The sequence below is a fragment of the Mycolicibacterium sediminis genome (assembly GCF_010731735.1).
GTDB lineage: Bacteria > Actinomycetota > Actinomycetes > Mycobacteriales > Mycobacteriaceae > Mycobacterium > Mycobacterium sediminis.
This window is the reverse complement of the sequence record NZ_AP022588.1, coordinates 2,220,069-2,237,631: the sequence shown is the minus strand read 5'-3', so window position 1 is coordinate 2,237,631 and position 17,563 is coordinate 2,220,069. Positions and strand designations below refer to the sequence as shown.

At 69.1% G+C, this 17,563-nt stretch carries 12 protein-coding genes; 3 read left to right on the top strand and 9 right to left on the bottom strand.

Features of this window, described 5'->3' with window-relative positions; genetic code table 11:
* Nucleotides 1-196: 196 nt before the first annotated feature.
* The gene (locus tag G6N64_RS10780) at nt 197-1,066 is read left to right on the top strand and encodes an aldo/keto reductase (protein WP_163796882.1); all 870 of its coding nucleotides are present in this window, start codon (nt 197-199) and stop codon (nt 1,064-1,066) included.
* Nucleotides 1,067-1,096: 30 nt separating this feature from the next.
* Here the strand turns inward: G6N64_RS10780 and G6N64_RS10775 are convergent, their stop codons facing one another.
* Nucleotides 1,097-1,270 carry a hypothetical protein gene (locus G6N64_RS10775; RefSeq protein WP_163796881.1) on the bottom strand — a complete coding sequence of 58 codons (174 nt, stop codon included), beginning with the start codon at nt 1,268-1,270 and terminating at the stop codon, nt 1,097-1,099.
* Nucleotides 1,271-1,318: 48 nt separating this feature from the next.
* Between G6N64_RS10775 and G6N64_RS10770 the strand changes: the two genes are divergently transcribed.
* Nucleotides 1,319-2,656 carry a plasmid pRiA4b ORF-3 family protein gene (locus tag G6N64_RS10770; RefSeq protein ID WP_163796880.1) on the top strand — a complete coding sequence of 446 codons (1,338 nt, stop codon included), beginning with the start codon at nt 1,319-1,321 and terminating at the stop codon, nt 2,654-2,656.
* Nucleotides 2,657-2,922: 266 nt separating this feature from the next.
* Here the strand turns inward: G6N64_RS10770 and G6N64_RS10765 are convergent, their stop codons facing one another.
* The gene (locus tag G6N64_RS10765; RefSeq protein WP_163796879.1) at nt 2,923-3,549 is read right to left on the bottom strand and encodes a chitin-binding protein; all 627 of its coding nucleotides are present in this window, start codon (nt 3,547-3,549) and stop codon (nt 2,923-2,925) included.
* A gap of 454 nt (nt 3,550-4,003) precedes the next feature.
* Nucleotides 4,004-4,663: a hypothetical protein gene (locus G6N64_RS10760; RefSeq protein ID WP_163796878.1), complete on the bottom strand. Its 660-nt coding sequence runs from the start codon at nt 4,661-4,663 to the stop codon at nt 4,004-4,006.
* A gap of 188 nt (nt 4,664-4,851) precedes the next feature.
* On the opposite strand from G6N64_RS10760, the gene car reads away from it, so the two are divergent.
* Nucleotides 4,852-8,364 (top strand): carboxylic acid reductase, encoded by a 3,513-nt coding sequence (car, locus tag G6N64_RS10755; protein ID WP_163796877.1) that lies wholly within the window; start codon nt 4,852-4,854, stop codon nt 8,362-8,364.
* A 232-nt stretch (nt 8,365-8,596) separates the two neighbouring features.
* Here car and G6N64_RS10750 read toward each other — a convergent pair whose 3' ends face one another.
* From G6N64_RS10750 to G6N64_RS10725, 6 genes are all read right to left on the bottom strand, one after another.
* Nucleotides 8,597-10,141: a serine/threonine-protein kinase gene (locus G6N64_RS10750; protein ID WP_163796876.1), complete on the bottom strand. Its 1,545-nt coding sequence runs from the start codon at nt 10,139-10,141 to the stop codon at nt 8,597-8,599.
* A gap of 252 nt (nt 10,142-10,393) precedes the next feature.
* Nucleotides 10,394-12,121 (bottom strand): BamB-related PQQ repeat family beta-propellar protein, encoded by a 1,728-nt coding sequence (locus G6N64_RS10745; RefSeq protein WP_163796875.1) that lies wholly within the window; start codon nt 12,119-12,121, stop codon nt 10,394-10,396.
* Nucleotides 12,122-12,164: 43 nt separating this feature from the next.
* Nucleotides 12,165-12,758 carry a TetR/AcrR family transcriptional regulator gene (locus G6N64_RS10740; RefSeq protein WP_163796874.1) on the bottom strand — a complete coding sequence of 198 codons (594 nt, stop codon included), beginning with the start codon at nt 12,756-12,758 and terminating at the stop codon, nt 12,165-12,167.
* A 66-nt stretch (nt 12,759-12,824) separates the two neighbouring features.
* Nucleotides 12,825-13,985, bottom strand: coding sequence for an acyl-CoA dehydrogenase family protein (locus tag G6N64_RS10735; protein ID WP_163796873.1), 1,161 nt, complete (start codon nt 13,983-13,985; stop codon nt 12,825-12,827).
* 21 nt (nt 13,986-14,006) lie between these two features.
* On the bottom strand, nt 14,007-16,061 hold the full coding sequence (locus tag G6N64_RS10730) for an acetate--CoA ligase family protein (RefSeq protein ID WP_163796872.1): 2,055 nt from the start codon (nt 16,059-16,061) through the stop codon (nt 14,007-14,009).
* Complete coding sequence (locus tag G6N64_RS10725; protein WP_246231088.1) at nt 16,058-17,437, bottom strand: flavin monoamine oxidase family protein; 1,380 nt, start codon at nt 17,435-17,437, stop codon at nt 16,058-16,060. Before G6N64_RS10725 ends, G6N64_RS10730 begins: the two co-directional genes overlap by 4 nt.
* Between the last annotated feature and the right edge of the window lie 126 nt (nt 17,438-17,563).

Genomic DNA, 17,563 nt, shown 5'->3' with positions numbered 1-17,563 from the left:
CGTCAATGAACGATGACGGCCCGGCGCGCAGTGGGTCTCCAGCTGCCTACCGTGCGAGCGGGCGCATGCGGCGAGCGGGGCGTCCCTGAACGGCGGCGTCCGTCGCGTCTTGGAATCACCCATGCTCCAACCATGGACAGTCGTACACACCGGTGCCACGCTCGAGGTGGACCGAACTTCCGACGAACGGAGCACCATGACAGACGCAGCGACCGCGGCGGCAGCCGGCACCATCGCCATCGGCGACCTGACCGTGAACCGACTCGGCTTCGGGTCGATGCGACTCACCGGCAAGGGCGTCTGGGGTCCGCCGGACGATCACAAGGAGTCCATTCGCGTCCTTCGCCGCGCCGTCGAACTGGGCGTGAACTTCATCGACACCGCCGACTCCTACGGCCCCTACGTCGCCGAGGAGTTGATCAGGGAGGCGCTGCACCCCTACGCCGACGACGTCGTCATCGCCACCAAGGCCGGGCTGTTGCGCACCGGGCCGGACGTCTGGGTGCCGCTCGGCAACCCCAGCTACCTACGGCAGGAGGTCGAAACGAGCCTTCGGCGGCTGGGCGTCGACCGCATCGACTTGCATCAGCTGCACCGCATCGACCCGAATTTCCCGCTCGAGGACCAGGTCGGCGAACTCGCGAAGTTGCAGCAGGAGGGGAAGATTCGGCACATCGGTCTCTCCGAGGTCGACGTCGACCAACTCACGGCTGCCCAGAAGGTCGCCCCCATCGTCTCGGTGCAGAACCTCTACAACCTGTCGACCCGCACCGCCGAGCCGCTGCTCGAGGAGGCCGAGAAGCAGGGCATCGCATTCATTCCGTGGTTCCCGTTGGCCGCCGGCCCGCTCGCCGAAGCCGATGGTCCGCTCGGCTCGCTCGCATCCGACCACGGGGCCAGCCCATCTCAACTCGCGCTTGCCTGGCTGCTGAAGCGCTCGCCGGTGATCGTGCCGATTCCCGGGACATCGCGCGTCGACCACCTCGAACCGAACGTCGCGGCCGCCGGCATCGAACTCACCGAGGAGGAGTTCAACGCCATCGACGCCGCGACCGCAGGTACGTAAGCGGGTCGACCTTCGCCCTCGGTCTCTGCATCAACGGCGAGCATTGGGCCACTCGCCACGCCCGTGATCCAGATCGGCCAAGACGTCGGCGGTGGCAATCTGCGATGGCGTGCGCTCAGTCCGTCGAAGCCAGTCCGCGACGATCGCCCCATACTGCACGACCTCGCCGGCAACCTCGAGCAGCGCACTCTCCGTCATCGCCATGCCGACAGGTTGCCCAATGAACCGGCCGGTGGACCTAAAGTGGGCGAAATGGCGGATCGGCCGAACCTACGTCGGGTGCCGGAACCGGTGTCGCGCCCCGATCTGCGTCACGCGCGGCGGCGCGACGTCGTCGTCTACCGCGTCCGGGTGGGCATCGACGACGCGAGCCCACCGATCTGGCGGCGCCTCGACCTGCGTTCGGACATGACGCTCGATCTCGTGCACCAGGTGCTGCAGGTCGCGTTCGACTGGACCGACTCGCATCTGCACCGCTTCTCGCTCGGCGGCGGAGCCTTCGACCACGACAGCCAGCTGTTCCTCTGCCCCTACGACGTGGACCACAACGAATGGGAGGATGACGACGACGGCGTGCCAGCCGCCTCGACACGGCTCGATCAAACGCTCAGTCAGCCCGGTGACGCCCTCCACTACCTCTACGACTACGGCGACAACTGGCAGCTGACGCTCCGCCTGGAAGAAGTTCGTCCTGCCGAGAACGACTGTCCGACAGCCGTCGTCGTCGACGGCGAGCGAGCCGCTCCACCAGACGACTGCGGACACCTGGTCACCGCCGAGGAACTCGCCGAAGTGATCCCGGACCCCGCGCTGTTCGAGCCGGAGCGACTGAACCAACGGTTCGGCGAACCCTACTTCGTTCTGCGCGACGCCGGCGTCGACGTCCGTCTGGTCGAGCTGGTTCATCGACTCGCCGAAAGGCCGCTTGGCGACGATCTGACCAGAGCCGCGCTCACCCTGGTTGGCCCGACACCGGTGCACGGCATTAGCTGGCCGGCACACCTGCGGGCGTATCAGTGGTTCCTCGACCGCGCCAAGGACGGTGGCATTCCACTGACGGCCGCAGGCTATCTCAGACCGCTCGACGTCCACGAAGCCTGCGAAGTCGTTCCGGCGATGCATGATTGGATCGGTCAGAACAACCGTGAAACCCACTGCTACCCCCTGCTGCGGTTCCGCGAGGGACTGCAGTCGGCGGGGTTGCTGCGCAAGAGCAACGGGACGTTGCACCTGACCAAGGCCGGCGGGTCGGCGCAGGGCGACACCGAGAAGCTGGTCGGCCACCTGGCCGGCCGGCTGATTCCGAAGTCCGGTGAGACGTTCGACGTCCAGGCGACACTTCTGATGCTGACCTTTACGGCGGCGTCGGCCGGTGCGGAGATGCCGTACCCCACGATCACGGCACTGCTGGCCGAACTCGGCTGGCGATATCCGGGCGGTGGCGTTCCGACCGTCTCAGCGCTGTATCACCTACCCGTGTACGACTTTCTGCTCAACGTCTCCGACGAACCGGTCACTCGAGCGCGACGCGACGCCGTGAGCGCGGCGGCGGCCGCTCTGGCGCGGCGAGCGCTGACGCCCGCGGGGTAGGAATGGTCGAGGGCAACCTCGGCTGCTCGCGCAGTACTTCCCACCACTTCGACGTCCAACCTCGCATCGTCGCGGTTCAGCGCATGGCGTGACGACGGCGGGGGTCCTGCCGCATCCCGAGATCGAACATCGCCTCCGGCGTTCTGTTTCCCGATCACCGCGACGCGCTCGAGGGCAGGCCCGAACGGCAACCCAACGGCGCAGGACACTGGAAACGACGCAGCCGCCTCGCATTACGCGAGGCGGCTGCTTTGTGTCAGGCCGATTTACAGCGGAATCCAGATCCCAAAGAAGTAGAAGCCCCAGGCGTTGAATCCTGGGTCCCAGATCGGTGTCTGGTTGTAGCCGTAGTAGTTGATGGGCCCGTAGTTCCAGTACCCGCCGGGAGGCGGTAGCGGCCGGTCCCAGCCGGCGCGCGGCGGCGGTCCCCAGCCCCAGGGCGCCGGTCCGCCACCCCAGGGGGCGTCGCGCCAGCCGCTGAACGCATCGGGAGGCCGTGGTCCCCAGTCGTGACCGTCCGGGCCGCGGTTGTCGCCGGGTCCACGGTCACCGCCAGGGCCGCCAGGTCCACCCGGACCGCGGAAGTCGCCCGGGCCTCCGGGCCCGGCAGGTCCACCCGGTCCACCCGGTCCACGATCGGGGCCGCCGGGCCCACGGAAGTCACCCGGACCGCCAGGTCCACCGGGGCCGCCTGGGCCACCGGGTCCTCGAGGTCCCTGCGGGCCGCCCGGCCCACCGGGACCGCCCGGGCCGGGTCCACCGGCACAGAACGGCGGCTGGCACCCGCCACCACCGCCGGGCGCCGCGAGCGCGACCCCGGCATTGCCGGCGATCAGCGCCAGCCCAATCCCGCCCGCGAAGGTAGCCCCCGCGACGGCTTTCTTGAGGTTCATCGTCATTGCTCCTTTGTCCGGAGTGGTTGCTCCGAGTCACCCCGACCTTGTGACACTACGTAGCGCCTCTATGGTTTATTCCCCAGGTTGCTGTGCGTGTTCTGTGAGGCCGAGGAACGAGTGTCTCCGTGAAAACTATCTGTGGCAGAACGTAATTCGTTACATCGCAGGGGTGCGGGGGCGAGTCACGATGGCCTTGAGCGCAATCGGTCCAGCACTGCAATCACTTTGCTACGTCGCAGATCGTCGACGCCACGCGCACTTAATGTCTGGTGCGTAAAAACGGGCGCAGGGCAGCGATTTCAGCGAGCATCAGGTTACGTCGTCGCCGCGAGCGACCTCGACGAGGTGTCAGTTCGCGGAGCGGTCGCGATCCAGGTCGTCGATCGACATGATTCACAAGGTCGCCGTCGTCGGAATGTGGCCTACGAAGGGCCGCCGGCGCACGGAGTGATCATGGACACGCGCGGGGGTCGTGCCGCCTGCGCTGACGCCGGCCCACCGCGTACCCCCCGAGGTACAGCACCGTGAAGACGCCCAGCGTGACGATCGCGACCAGGACGAACTGCAGCGTCTCCCGGCGAGCGATGGCGTCACCCGCCCGCCCCTCGATGAAGCCGAAGCCTCCCCCCAGGACGACGATCACCGCGGCCGCCACCACCGCCAATCGGGGGTTCTCCCCGCCGACCACGTACTGGGCGACGTTGAACGAGCACAGCGTCATGCCCGGAACGGTGACCCACCACAGCTTGCGCGCCGACGTCAGCACCCCGTCCGGCACCGGGCGCTCTCGGCCGTCCATGGCATTCACCTCGGCGTCGCCGGTGAAGAGGGCCTTAACCCTGCCGCGCAACTGCAGGTGCGGGCTGTAGAAGTAGGCCGTCACCAGCATCATGGCGCCGACCCACCCGGCGATCGCTGCACCCGCCCTCCAGTCCGGCGGGTAGGCGATGAAGAAACCCGACCCGACGGCGAGCGCCAGGCCCGACCAGAACACTCGACGACCCACCGTCGGCTTCCGAGATGGGGCGAACAGGGGCAGAAGCAGGCCGACGAAAGTCGCGACCACGAACGGCACGTTGATGTTCGCTCCCCCGTCCTCCCCGGCCGCCATCAAACCTCCGGTGAACTATCTCACCGCCCCGCGGCGTCGCGCACCCGTCACCGCAGGTAACGGCCGGAACGCGGCATGACTGCCAGCAGACTCACAGGAATACATAGGTTATCTATCTTAGTTTCGATCAGTAGGGCACATCGTGGTGCTTGCAACCGAACTGAATACCGATCCCAGAGGAGACGCACATGTCAACTCCCGCCACTGCCCGCGATGCACGGCTCCGCCAGCGCTTCGAGCAGTTGACCTCTGGCGACGCGCAACTCACCGCCGCCCAGCCCAACCCCGCGATCACCGCCGAACTGCACGCCCCCGGCGTCGTGCTCGCCGACGCGATCCGCACCGTCATGACCGGCTATGCCGACCGCCCCGCCCTCGGGCAGCGTGCCCTCGAGTTCGTCGTCAAGGACGGGCGCACCGTCGCCGAGTATCAGCCCCGCTTCGACACCATCACCTACGGCGAGACGTGGACCCGCGTGAAGGCCCTCGCCGACTCTCTCGCCGGCAACCCCGTGCACCCCGGCGATCGCGTCGCGACCCTCGGCTTCACCAGCGCCGACTACGCCGTTGTCGACATGGCCCTCTCCCTCGCCGGTGCCGTCGCCGTCCCGCTGCAGACCAGCGCGCCGCTGACCCAGCTGCACCCGATCCTCGTCGAGACCGAGCCCGTCGCGATCCTCTCCAGCGTCGACCACCTCGCCGACGCCGTCGAACTCTCGCTCACCGCCCACGCGCCGCAACGGCTCGTCGTCTTCGACTATCACGCCGAGATCGACGATCACCGCGAGGCGTTCGAAAAGGCCGCTGCCGCACTGCCAAATGTCACCGTCGAGGCGCTCGACGACGTCATCGCCTCCGGCGCCCGGCACGCCGCCGGACCCGACGTCCCCCGCGGGCGCGACGACGACCTCCGCCTGCTGATCTACACCTCCGGCAGCACCGGCACCCCCAAGGGCGCCATGTACACCGACCGCCTCATGGCCAACTGCTGGCGCGGCTGGTTCGCCCCCGAGTGGGACACCGAGGGCAAGCTGCCGGCGATCAGCCTCAACTTCATGCCGATCAGCCACGTCATGGGCCGCGTCATCCTCTACTCGACGCTCGGCACCGGCGGCACCGCGTACTTCGCCGCCAAGAGCGACCTGTCCACCCTCCTCGACGACCTCGCGCTCGTCCGGCCCACCAAGCTCGACCTGGTGCCTCGCATCTGGGAGATGCTGTTCCAGGAGATCCAGAGCGAGGTCGACAAGCGCGTCACCGACGGCGCCGACCGCGCCGAGGTCGAACGCCAGGTGCTCGACGAGCGTCGCGACACCATGCTCGGCGGACGCCAGTTCTCCGCGATGACGGGCTCCGCGCCCATCTCCCCCGAGCTGCGCGCCTGGGCCGAGGACTTCCTCGACATCCACCTCATCAACGGTTACGGCTCCACCGAGGACGGCGTCGTCCTGGTCGACGACACGCTGCGCCGCCCGCCGGTGCTCGACTACAAGCTGGTCGACGTCCCCGAACTCGGCTACCACTCCACCGATCGCCCGTTCCCCCGCGGCGAATTGTTCATCAAGTCAACCGATCTCATCCCCGGCTACTACAAGCGACCCGAGATCACCGCCGAACTCTTCGACGCCGACGGCTGGTACCACACCGGCGACGTCATGGCCGAGATCGGTCCCGACCAGCTGACCTACGTCGACCGCCGCAACAACGTCCTCAAGCTGTCGCAGGGTGAGTTCGTCACCGTCTCCAAGCTCGAGGCGGCCTACGGCGGCCACCCGTCGATTCGGCAGGTCTTCGTGTACGGCAACAGCGCCCGCTCCTACGTGCTCGCCGTCATCGTCCCGACCGACGACGCGCTGGCGTCCGTGGGTGGAGACGTCTCAGCGGTCAAGCGGGTGCTCGCCGACGCGCTGCAGACCGTCGCCCGCGACAGTGGTCTGCAGTCCTTCGAGATCCCGCGCGACTTCCTCGTCGAGACGACGCCGTTCACGCTGGAGAACGGGTTGCTCACCGGCATCCGCAAGCTCGCCCGCCCGCAGCTCAAGGAGTGCTACGGCCCCGAACTCGAGCAGCTGTACGTCGACCTGGTCGACGGGCAGGCCGACGTATTGCGCGAACTGCGGGCCGACGGCGCCAACCGGCCCGTGCTGGAGACGGTCGGTCGTGCGGCCACCGCACTGCTCGGCGCCGCGTCGTCCGACGTCGCCCCCGACGCGCAGTTCACCGAACTCGGCGGAGACTCGTTGTCGGCGTTGACGTTCGCGAACCTGCTGCACGACATCTTCGACGTCGACGTGCCCGTCGGCATCATCGTCAGCCCGGCCAGCGACCTCGCGGCCATCGCCGCCTACGTCGAGGCGCAGCTCGGCGGCGGCTCGAAGCGGCCCACCTACGACGCCGTCCACGGCCGCGATGCCACCGAGGTGCATGCCCGCGACCTGACGCTGGACAAGTTCCTCGACGAGGCCACGCTGGCCGCGGCGCCGTCGCTGCCGGGTCCGGCCCGCGAGGTCCGCACGGTGCTGCTGACCGGTGCCACCGGCTTCCTCGGCCGCTACCTGGCCCTGGAGTGGCTGGAGCGGATGAGCCTGGTCGACGGCAAGGTCATCGCGCTGGTCCGCGCCAAGGACGACGACGCAGCACGTGCCCGTCTCGACGCGACGTTCGATAGCGGCGACCCCAAGCTGCTGGCGCACTACCGCGGGCTGGCGGCCGACCACCTCGAAGTGCTCGCCGGCGATAAGGGTGAGGCGAATCTCGGCCTCTCCGAAGAGGTTTGGCAGCGGCTGGCCGACACCGTCGACCTCATTGTCGACCCGGCCGCGCTGGTGAACCACGTGCTGCCCTACAGCCAGCTGTTCGGGCCCAACGCCGTCGGCACCGCCGAGCTGATCCGCATCGCGCTGACCACCCGCATCAAGCCGTTCGTGTACGTCTCGACGATCGGCGTGGGCGACGGCATCACGCCGGGGACGTTCGTCGAGGAGCCCGACATCCGGCAGATGAGCGCCACTCGCAAGGTCGACGACAGCTACGCCAACGGCTACGGCAACAGCAAGTGGGCCGGTGAGGTGCTGCTCCGCGAGGCGCACGACCTGGCGGGTCTGCCGGTGTCGGTGTTCCGCTGCGACATGATCATGGCGGACACCACCTATGCGGGACAGCTGAACGTGCCGGACATGTTCACCCGCATGATGCTGTCGCTCGTCGCAACGGGCATCGCCCCCAACTCGTTCTACGAGCTGGACGAGGGCGGCAGCCGGCAGCGGTCGCACTTCGACGGTCTACCAGTCGAATTCATCGCCGACGCGATCTCGACCCTCGGTGTCAACGTCACCGACGGCTACGAGACCTACCACGTGATGAACCCCTACGACGATGCGATCAGCATGGACACGTTCGTCGATTGGCTCGTCGAGGCGGGCTACCCGATCTCACGGGTGGCCGGCTACGAGGGCTGGCTGGAGCGGTTCGAGACGACGCTGCGCGGGCTGCCCGAGAAGCAGCGGCAGGCGTCGCTCATCCCGCTGCTGCACAACTACCAGCGGCCGATGCCGCCGATCAACGGCTCACTCGCACCCGCCGACCACTTCCGGGCGGCCGTGCAGGAGGCGAAGATCGGACCCGACAAGGACATCCCGCACCTGTCGGCGCCGGTGATCGTCAAGTACGTGACGGATCTGGAGCTGCTCGGCCTGCTGTAGCCGCTCGAGACTGCGGGGAGGTCGCGATTCCTTCGGGGATCGCGACCTCCTTGCAGTTTCGGCGCGTTTTCGGCGTCGGAGGGATGTGCGCTCCTGGGCGCGTCATCAGACGTTGACGCGTCGCAGCGGGACACCACTTCCGGCTCAGCGCGGGGTGCTTTGCGTCGAGATAGTAATGACGGTGGCGAAGTGCGAGTGGCACCCGTCGTGAGCGCTATCTCGACGAGCAGGCTCAGCGGGCGCCGTACTCCAGCGCCGGATCGCTCTCACTGCCCCGGCTACTCGAGATCGTCAGCTGGTCGGGCCGCACTTGGTAGCGCGAACCGTCGGCGGGGTTGATCGCGTCGAAGCCACCGCCGGCCGGCGTCGCGTTCTGCAGCACCAGTTGCGCGCCGTCACTCAGCCGCTGACCGCGGTAGTAATAGCTGTCCGGCCCGGTCTGGCAGACGATCGCCAGCGAGTTCGCGGTGCGGATCATCGCCGCGGGGGAGCTGCCCTCCTGGCAGCGCGCCGACTGCCCGACGAAGCCCTGGGCGTCAGCACCAGAGATTCCGGCGATGGGGCTCGCGCTCGTCGAGGTGGTCGTCGACGTCGTGGTGGTGCTGGAGGTCGTCGTCTCGTCGTCCGTCGAGGATGGCTCCTCGGTGGTGGACGACGACGGCGGGACGGCGAGCGTGGTGCGGGGCTGGGTGCTCCCGCTGTCACTGCCGCTCATCACCACCACCGCGGCGAGCACGGCCGCCAGGGCGAACATTGCGAACGTGCCAAGCAGCAGCGCCTTCTGCGTCCGGCTCAGTCCTGCCTTCGCGACCGGGGGCACCGGCAATGACGGGTGCGAGACGTGAGCGGGCCGCGGATCGGGGGCCGGCATCGCCCGCGTGGCGTTGCGCGGCGGCGGCTGAGGAGACGGGGCAGGTGGCGGGACGGGGCGCCCGCGTGAGGCAGCCGACGCCGCGGACGCAGCTCGGGCCAGGTCGCCCGCAGTTGCGTAGCGGTCACCGGGGTTCTTGGCCATGCCCTTGGCGATGACGTCGTCGAACGCGGGGTTCACGCCACGACGCGTCACGCTCGGCCGGGGCGGCGGGGTGAACAGGTGCCCGCTCATGACCTGACGGAGGTCGCCGGCCTCGAACGGCGCCCGCCCGGTCAGGCACTCGTAGAGCATGCAGGTCAGCGAGTAGACGTCCGACGGCGGACCGCCGGGCTTGCCACTCAGCCGCTCCGGTGACATGTACGCACACGACCCGATGACCAGGCCGGTCTTGGTGACGGTGGCCTCGCCGCCGCCGTAGGCGATGCCGAAGTCGACGAGGTAGGCGAAGTCGTCGTTGGTGAGCAGCACGTTCTCGGGCTTGATGTCGCGGTGCACGAGCCCGTTGGCGTGCGCGTCGTCCAGCGCGGAGGCGACCTGGCCGATGATCCACGCCGCGCGGCCCGGGGGCAGCGTGCCGTGGCGGCGCAACTCCTCCTTGAGACTGGCACCCTCGACCAGGCGCATGTCGATGAAGAGGACGCCGTCGATCTCGCCGAAGTCGTGCACGGGGATGACGTGCGGCTCCTGCAGGCGGGCCGCAATGCGCGACTCCCGCTTGAACCGGTCCTGGAAGACGGGGTCGCCGGCCATGTCGGGCCGCAGCAGCTTGAGCGCGACGACGCGCTCCTTGACGGTGTCGTAGGCGCGGTACACCTCGCCCATACCGCCGATGCCGATGACGGCCTGCAGTTCGTAGGGTCCGAAGCGCGAGCCCAAACGGGAGTCGACACCCGGGGAGCCCATATGCGTTTCCTCCACCATTTCGTCTCGTGAATTCGGCCCGTCGCCGTCGACGGAGTTCCCGCCCGTGCGCGCGCTCAACCCGTCCCCCGACGTGGGTGGCGCGCCCTGACACCGAAGTCACGGCAGCACAAGCCAATTGCTTTGTGGAGAGATTACACGGATGTGAGCGTCCGGTTTTGTGACGCAGATCGCCCGGACCGCGGTCCTAGGGGCTCAACCTGGCTCTTTCATGACGAGATGCGGTCGAGCCCGCTACCCGAACCCCTGCGCGTAGACGCCGTCCGAACCCTGGGTGAGGACGACGGTGGCGCCATTGACCGCGGTGACCTGCAGGACGAACGCGTCCGGCGGTCCGATCTTGCGGGTTTCGGTGACGCGGCAGCCAGCGGGGTCGACGACGACCAGACCAGCCCCGCTAGCGCCCACCTCCTCGAACACGAGCGCTCGACCGAGGGTGGCATAGCCCGTCTTGCGGTCCGGTTCCCGTACCTGCGCCTCGACCGGCAGCGCGCAGTCCGCCGTCCCGTCCAGACCGATCAATTCGACCGCGCTGTCGGAGTTGGCGACGAACAGGTCTCCGTCTGAGATCGCGGTCCCGTCGTAGCGAAGCGGTAGGTCCACCGTGGCGCCACTGACGACGTTGACGTACCGCATCATCTCGCCGCTTTGGAAGTTCAGGACGGCGCCGCCCCTACCGGCCCGCTCCACGTCCTTGGTGTGCAGCAACTTGGAGTCGTAGGGCTTCATGACGTCCTGGCGCCGGATCACCTCGCCGGTGTCCGGGTTCACGACGGCCAACGCGATCGACGGGGGCTGGTCACCCTCGGCGTCGCAGCGGCCGAGCGATGCGAACTGCCCCGCCGTGCTGATTTGGGGGCCGATCGGATCGCACGCACCCAGCGGGTCGGGGATCTGCCACGCCTGACGGCCGGTGCGGGAGTCGATGCGCGTCCACGCGTCGTCACCGCGGGCGATCAGGTAGCCGGCGTTCTCGTCCATGTCGTCGCGGGAACCACCAGCACGTCCGAAGCCCATCGCGTCGGCCAGCACGTCCCCGGTTGCCGTCCACAGTTCCTCGCCGGTCACCGCGTCGAGCGCCACGAACACCGGCGTCCTCTTGTTGAACGGCTGACGCGCTCCCAGGATCAGCGTGCGCCCGTCGTCGAATGGACGAACCGATACGACCTCGACGGCTCCCGGGCCGCTCCGGTCGTAGTGCCACCGCTGGGTGCCCTCGGCGTCGTAGGCCGTCACCGGGCCGCGACCCCACACGACGAAGCCGGCACCTGCGCGCAGCACCCGGTAGTCCGGCGCATCACCCATCGCGTCGCCGATGCTGATGGTGAACCGCTCCGCGCCGAGCGTCTCGGGTACCGGCGGGATCGACGCGTCCGCAGCCGTGGTGTGGTCGACGTACCGACCGTCGGCGGTGACGAACCCGGTCGCCGCGACCAGGACGACGCAGACCACCGCGCCCACGGCTGCCCCGATACGGAACCCGCCGCGGCGCCGGTCCCACTCGAGCAGCATGGCCCGACGGCCGGCGCACAGACCGACCGTCGCCAGCACCGCGGTGAGCACCGCGACGACGACGAGCGCCTCCCGGACATTCAGCACGCCGTCCGCCCACGACGGCACCACCGCGTTCCACCAGTTCAGGGCGAACAGCCCGAGCAGGCCGGCAATCGCCGCCGGGACCGCGAACCACGCGAAGTTGCCGGCGGCGGTCGCCCGGTCCTCGGGAGTCGACCTGCGCCAGGCCAACGCCACCCACCCGAGCGCGATCGCCGCAGCCGCCAGGGTGACACCCGCCCACCAGGCGGCGACCCGTTGCCGGTGACACTCACCGATGCAGTCCACGCCCCCGAAGACCAGGCCGTAGGCACACATCAGCACGACGCCGACCAGCAGCGCCACACCGAACCCCCAGAACGCGGACCTCGCCCGTGGGGCCCGTACGGTCTCGTCGTCAGTACTCATCGATCGCCCCCATGCCGGGGAATGCTAGCGACGGCGCGGGCTCTTACTTCTCGATTCCGCTCCGCACGAAGGCCTGGCACGTCTCACGCATGGTCGCCAACGACATGTTCGACGATGCGAGCAGCACCTGGACCGCCAACCCGTCGAGCATGCCGATCAGCATGTTGGCCATCGGGATCGGATCACCGGCGCGGGCCGTGCCCTCCGTCTGTGCTGCCGTGATGACGCCGGCCACCACGTCGCGCCACTGGCCGTAGAGCCGGTCGTTGATCTCCTGCAGGACGGGGTCGCGACTGCCCTCCGCCCACAGCGCAAGCCACACCTTCCACGCCCGGACCGACAGCTCGTTGCTCGGTAGGTAGGACTCGACGAGGTCGTTCAGGATCGCCAGGCTGTCCTTGCCCGAGGCGAGCAGTTCGTGCCGCCGGGCGAGCGAGTCGGTGAGGTTGAACTCGAACGCCGCCGTGATGACGTCCTTCTTCGTCTCGAAGTAGTAGTGGATCGTCCCCGAGCTGACGCCGGCCTGCTTCGCGACGTCGGACAACCGCAGGGCCGGCACGCCCACCGAGGCGATCGCCGCACACGCCGCCGCGAGGATCTGCGGTCGACGCTCGGCTTCCACGCTGGGACGCGGCATCGGGCCCTCCGGTCGGCTGACGCTGTTGGGCCCCGATCGTACGGTTGACTGACGGGCCGATCAACGTCAACCCAGGTTGCGGGAGATCACCAGCTTCATGATGTCGGAGGTGCCCTCTTCGATCTCCTCGAGCTTGGCGTCGCGCATCCACTGCTCGACCGGGTACTCGCGCGAGTAGCCCCAGCCGCCGAGCGTCTGCACCGCGGCGTGGGTGACGAACATGGCCGTCTCCGACGCCGTGAGCTTCGCCATCGCCGCAATGCCGCGCGCCGGTGCGCCGCTGTCGATGATGCGTGCGGCGTGCAGGACGAGCAGCCGGGCCGCTTCGATGCGCGTGGCCATGTCGGCCAGCCGGAACGCGACGGCCTGGTGCTCGATGATCGGGACGCCGAACTGCTTGCGCGTCTTCGCGTATTCGAGCGCGTACTCATAGGCGGCGCGCGCCGCCCCGACCGCGGCGGCCCCGAGTACCACCCGCGAGATGTCGAAGGTGCCCATCAGGCCGTAGAAGCCCTGCCCCTCCTCGCCGAGCCGGTCCTCTTCGGGCACGAACACGTCGTCGAGGAAGATCTCGCGGCACACGATGGCGCGTTGGCCCATCTTCTTCATCGGCGGGCCGAACGTCAGCCCCTCGGTGTCCTTCTCGAGCAGGAACGCCGAGATGCCGCCCGAGCGCTTGGTGCTGTCGGTCTTGGCGAAGACCACGTAGAACTCGGCGGTGCCGGCGTTGGAGATCCACGCCTTCTGCCCGCTGATGCGGTAGCCGCCCTCGACGCGGGTGGCGGTGGTGACAATCGACGCGGCGTCCGAACCGGACTCGGGCTCGGTGGTGGCCAGCGAGGTCATCACGGCCTTCGGTCCGGTCAGCGGCGTCAGCCACCGCTTCTTCTGCTCCTCGGTACCCAGGACCATGATGGGATCGGAGAAGAAGCCGTTGGAGCACACCAGGTTCCCGATGCCCGGGTCACCCCAGCACAGCTCCTCCTGCACCAGGCACTGTGTGAAGACGTCGGTGAACCCACCGCCGCCGAACTCCTCGGGGATCATGAAGTCGGTGATGCCCACGGCCGCGGCCTTGTCGAAGATGTCGACCGGGGTGACGACGTCGGCCTCGTCGACCTCGCGGCCGCGCGGACGGATCTCCTTGGCCGCGAAGTCGTGGCACAGGTCGACGATCTGGCGCTGCTCGTCGGTGAGCGGCCAGGACGGGATGTTGGTGGTGGACATGTCGTCTCCTCGAAGTTGGGTTTAGGTGCGGTTGGGCTGGTCGTTCCCGACGACGAGTCCGTCGACGGCGAGGGCGCCGGTCGGGGTGACTCGCACCGGGTTCAGTTCGACCTCGGCGATGTCGGGGCGTTGGGCGACGAGGTGGGACACCGACACGATCAGTTTTGCGAGCGCGTCCACGTCGACGGGCGGGCGGCCGCGAAAGCCGTGCAGCAGCGGTGCGCATCGCAAACCATCGAGCATGGACGTCGCCATGGCATGCGATACCGGCGCGCGCTCCATCCGGACGTCCTGGTGGATCTCGGTCTCGGTGCCACCGGCCCCGACGACGATCATGGGACCAAGCTGTGGGTCCCGTCGCCCGGCGACGAGGATCTCCACGGCGTCGCCGCGGGTGTCCTGTTTCTCGACGACGTAGTCGCCCGCACCGAGCCGGTGGCACATGTCCTCGAAGGCGGCCGACAACTGCTCAGCGCTAGCGAGATTCGTTCGAACACCGCCGACTTCGCTCTTGTGCTCGAGCCATCCGGCCTTGAGGACGAACGGCGCGTTCAGGCGCGTCGCCTCGGCGAGGTCGGCGGCGGACCGGACCAGGACACCTGGCGGGAAGGCGACGCCCGCGTCGGCCAGGACCGCGCGGGCGGCCCAGTAGCCGGGCGCGACAGGCGCGGTAGACGTGTTGACCCGCTTGGGATCCCGGCGTGGCGTCTCGACGGAACCGATCGCCGCGAGCGCACGCATCGCCGATTCGATGCGGTCGAACGACGGGACGCCATGCTGCTCGAGCACCCGGGCGGTCGCGGACTCCGGTGCCATGGTGTGGACGAGCACGGGCACGCCGGTGTCGCGTGCCACCGCGCCGAGGCGCTCGGCGACCGACAGCTCGGTGTCGGCCAGGGACGGGGTGTCCTCGCCGTAGCAGCCGAAGTAGCCCGTCATCACCACCGCGTCCACTACGCCGTCGACGATCACGCGTTCGACGAACGTCGCGTAGTTCTGCAGATCGCGCTCGCCCGCGCCGGCCAGATCGACGGGGTTGCCGCACGCGGCGCCGGCGGGCAGCGCGGCCTCGAGGTCCGCGGTGAGCGCTACGGGGAACGGCGGCACCGTCAGTCCGGCGGCGGCGGCCACGTCGGCGGCGATGGCGCTCTGCCCGCCGCTGTCCCCGACGATCCCGACGCGGCGGCCGCGAAGGGTCGGCACCGCGAGCAGCGTGCGGGCGACGTCCACGACGTCGCTGGGAGTGTCGACCCGGATCACTCCTGCGGCGCGGCAGGCGGCGTCGACGACGTCGAGCGACGACGTCAGCGAGCCGGTGTGCGTCCGGGCCAGTCGCGAACTCGCGGCGCTGGCTCCGACGGTCAGCAGCACCGTCGGCTTGCCCGCCCGGCGCAGGCCGTCGAGCGTGTCGAAGAGCGCCTCGCCGTCGGTGAAGCTCTCCAGGTACAGGGCGATCACGCGGGTGGCGTCGTGTGCAGCGAGGTCGGCGAGCAGTTCCTTTGCGGCGACGTCGGATTGGTTGCCGATCGAGACGAATCGGGACACCCCGACGCCGTGCCTGCGCCCGAGGGCCATCAGTTCCGAGCCGAGTTGCCCGCTCTGCGAGACGATGGCCAGCGGGCCAGGCGTCGGGCTGCCCCACATGAGTTGGAGGTCGGTGGTGGCGTCGTAGATGCCGAGGCTGTTGGTGCCGACGAGTCGGGCTCCGCCGGCCGTGATCCGGCGCGCGAGGGCGGCATCGTCGGCAACGCCCGCGGTGATCCCGAGGAAGCCGCGCACGCCGCGGTCGAGGGACTCGTCGACCACGGCGTCGACGTGACCGGCCGGAACGCAGAGCGCGACGAGGTCCGGGGTTTCGTCCAGCGCGGAGACACTGGGGACGCAGGGCTGGCCGAGCACCGTGGCGGTTCGGCTGTTGACCAACGAGATTCGGCGCCGGTGCGCACCGGTCAGCGCGCCGGATGCCAGCCAGTAGCCCCACTTGGTGGGATCCTCGGAGGCTCCGACGACGGCCACCGAGGCGGGATCGTGGAAGACGGCGAGGTCCGTCGACGGCCGGGTGAGGTTCATCGTCATGACCGCAGCGCCGTCGTGATCTCGGCCGCGGCGCGCTGGCCGGAGGCGATGGCGCCGTCGACGTAGCCGTTCCACACGCTCGAGGTCTCGGTGCCGGCCCAGTGCACGGGGCCGCAGGCGGCGCGCCAGCCGGTGGCGCCGTGTTCGGTCCATACGCCCGGCGCGGGATTGGCGGCGTACCCGCCGTGCGCCCAGGCGTCGTCGGGCCAGATCTTCTCGAGGTACTGCAACGGGTTTCCCGCGCGGGCCCCGAAGATGGCGGTGAGCGTGGCCAGGACGTCGGCCCTGCGCTCCTGCTCGGACAGCGTTGCCCACCGGTGTTGGCGGTCGGCATAGACGAACGACACGAGGACGCCCGCACTTCCGTCGTCGGGTGAGTTGTCGAAGACCACGCCCACCGCGTTGTCGCCGTAGGCGGTGGCCTCGCCGGAGTGGCCGTCGGCCCGCCAGAACGGGGTGTCATACACGGTGTGGATCTTCGCGACGTCGCCCATGGGCGTGCGCTCCATCCACCGGTTGCGCGACTGCGGCAGCGGCGGGGTGAACCGGATGCGCACGGCCGCACCGGGAGACGCGGCGATCACGACGTGGTCCGCAAGGATCTCCCCGCGCTCGGTGTCGACGCGCACGCCGCCGCCGTCGAGGGTCTCGACGTGCCGCACGGGGGCGCCGAGGACGACCCGGTCGCCGAGGTGCCCGGCGATGGCGAGTGCCACCGACTGGGCGCCCGCGGTGAAGCGTCGCTCCTGCGCGCAGCCCTCGGTCTCCATCAGCTGGTCGAAGCCGCCGGCGGAGGCGACGTAGAACAGCAGGTGGAACACCGAGATGTCCCGTGGCTCGACCGTCCACACGCCCTGCACGGCGAGGGCGAGGCGCAGGCGTGCGTCCTCGTCGGCGACCGTGCGGTCGACGTAGGACTGCACCGTCTCGGAGTCCCATTCCGCCAGCCGAGGATGGGCGGTCGGATCGTCCAGGTCGATCGTCGCGGCCATCTCGTCGATGACGTCGGCGGCGGCCACGTAGGCGTCGACGCCGGGGGCATCGTCCGGACCGGCGCCGCGGAAGGGCCGGCAGACGCCGTCGGCCCACAGCTCGAGGTGGTCGCCGGAGTTGTAGGTCGGGAACGTGGCGCAGCCGAATCGCTCTGCGGCCGCGAGGAATCGGGTCTGCGTGGGACCCACCCACTGGCCGCCGTGATCGACGACGAGATCACCGTCGACCTGCTCGGACAGCACCCGTCCACCGACGCGGTCCGAACCCTCGAGCACCAGCACGTCGACGTCTTCGTCGAGCAGCGCGAGGGCTGCGGAGAGGCCGGCGTACCCGGCTCCGACGACCACGACGGTGGCCTTCGGCGGGAGCGTGACGCGGGTCATGCCAACGACGTTATTCATAACTGACTCGCCAGTCAAGTATTTTGGTGACCTGATTCGGTCGCTTGACAGAACGTGACGGCGGCCACAAGCTAAAGTAAACTGATCCGCCAATCAAGAATGGGGTTT

Bases quoted from the DNA above. Each gene is read 5' to 3' on its own strand.
- G6N64_RS10780 (WP_163796882.1), top strand. From the start codon at position 197: ATGACAGACGCAGCGACCGCGGCGGCAGCCGGCACCATCGCCATCGGC.
- G6N64_RS10725 (WP_246231088.1), bottom strand. From the start codon at position 17,437: ATGACCCGCGTCACGCTCCCGCCGAAGGCCACCGTCGTGGTCGTCGGA.
- G6N64_RS10770 (WP_163796880.1), top strand. From the start codon at position 1,319: ATGGCGGATCGGCCGAACCTACGTCGGGTGCCGGAACCGGTGTCGCGC.
- G6N64_RS10740 (WP_163796874.1), bottom strand. From the start codon at position 12,758: ATGCCGCGTCCCAGCGTGGAAGCCGAGCGTCGACCGCAGATCCTCGCG.
- G6N64_RS10730 (WP_163796872.1), bottom strand. From the start codon at position 16,061: ATGACGATGAACCTCACCCGGCCGTCGACGGACCTCGCCGTCTTCCAC.
- G6N64_RS10745 (WP_163796875.1), bottom strand. From the start codon at position 12,121: ATGAGTACTGACGACGAGACCGTACGGGCCCCACGGGCGAGGTCCGCG.
- G6N64_RS10735 (WP_163796873.1), bottom strand. From the start codon at position 13,985: ATGTCCACCACCAACATCCCGTCCTGGCCGCTCACCGACGAGCAGCGC.
- car (WP_163796877.1), top strand. From the start codon at position 4,852: ATGTCAACTCCCGCCACTGCCCGCGATGCACGGCTCCGCCAGCGCTTC.
- G6N64_RS10750 (WP_163796876.1), bottom strand. From the start codon at position 10,141: ATGGGCTCCCCGGGTGTCGACTCCCGTTTGGGCTCGCGCTTCGGACCC.
- G6N64_RS10765 (WP_163796879.1), bottom strand. From the start codon at position 3,549: ATGAACCTCAAGAAAGCCGTCGCGGGGGCTACCTTCGCGGGCGGGATT.
- G6N64_RS10760 (WP_163796878.1), bottom strand. From the start codon at position 4,663: ATGGCGGCCGGGGAGGACGGGGGAGCGAACATCAACGTGCCGTTCGTG.
- G6N64_RS10775 (WP_163796881.1), bottom strand. From the start codon at position 1,270: ATGGCGATGACGGAGAGTGCGCTGCTCGAGGTTGCCGGCGAGGTCGTG.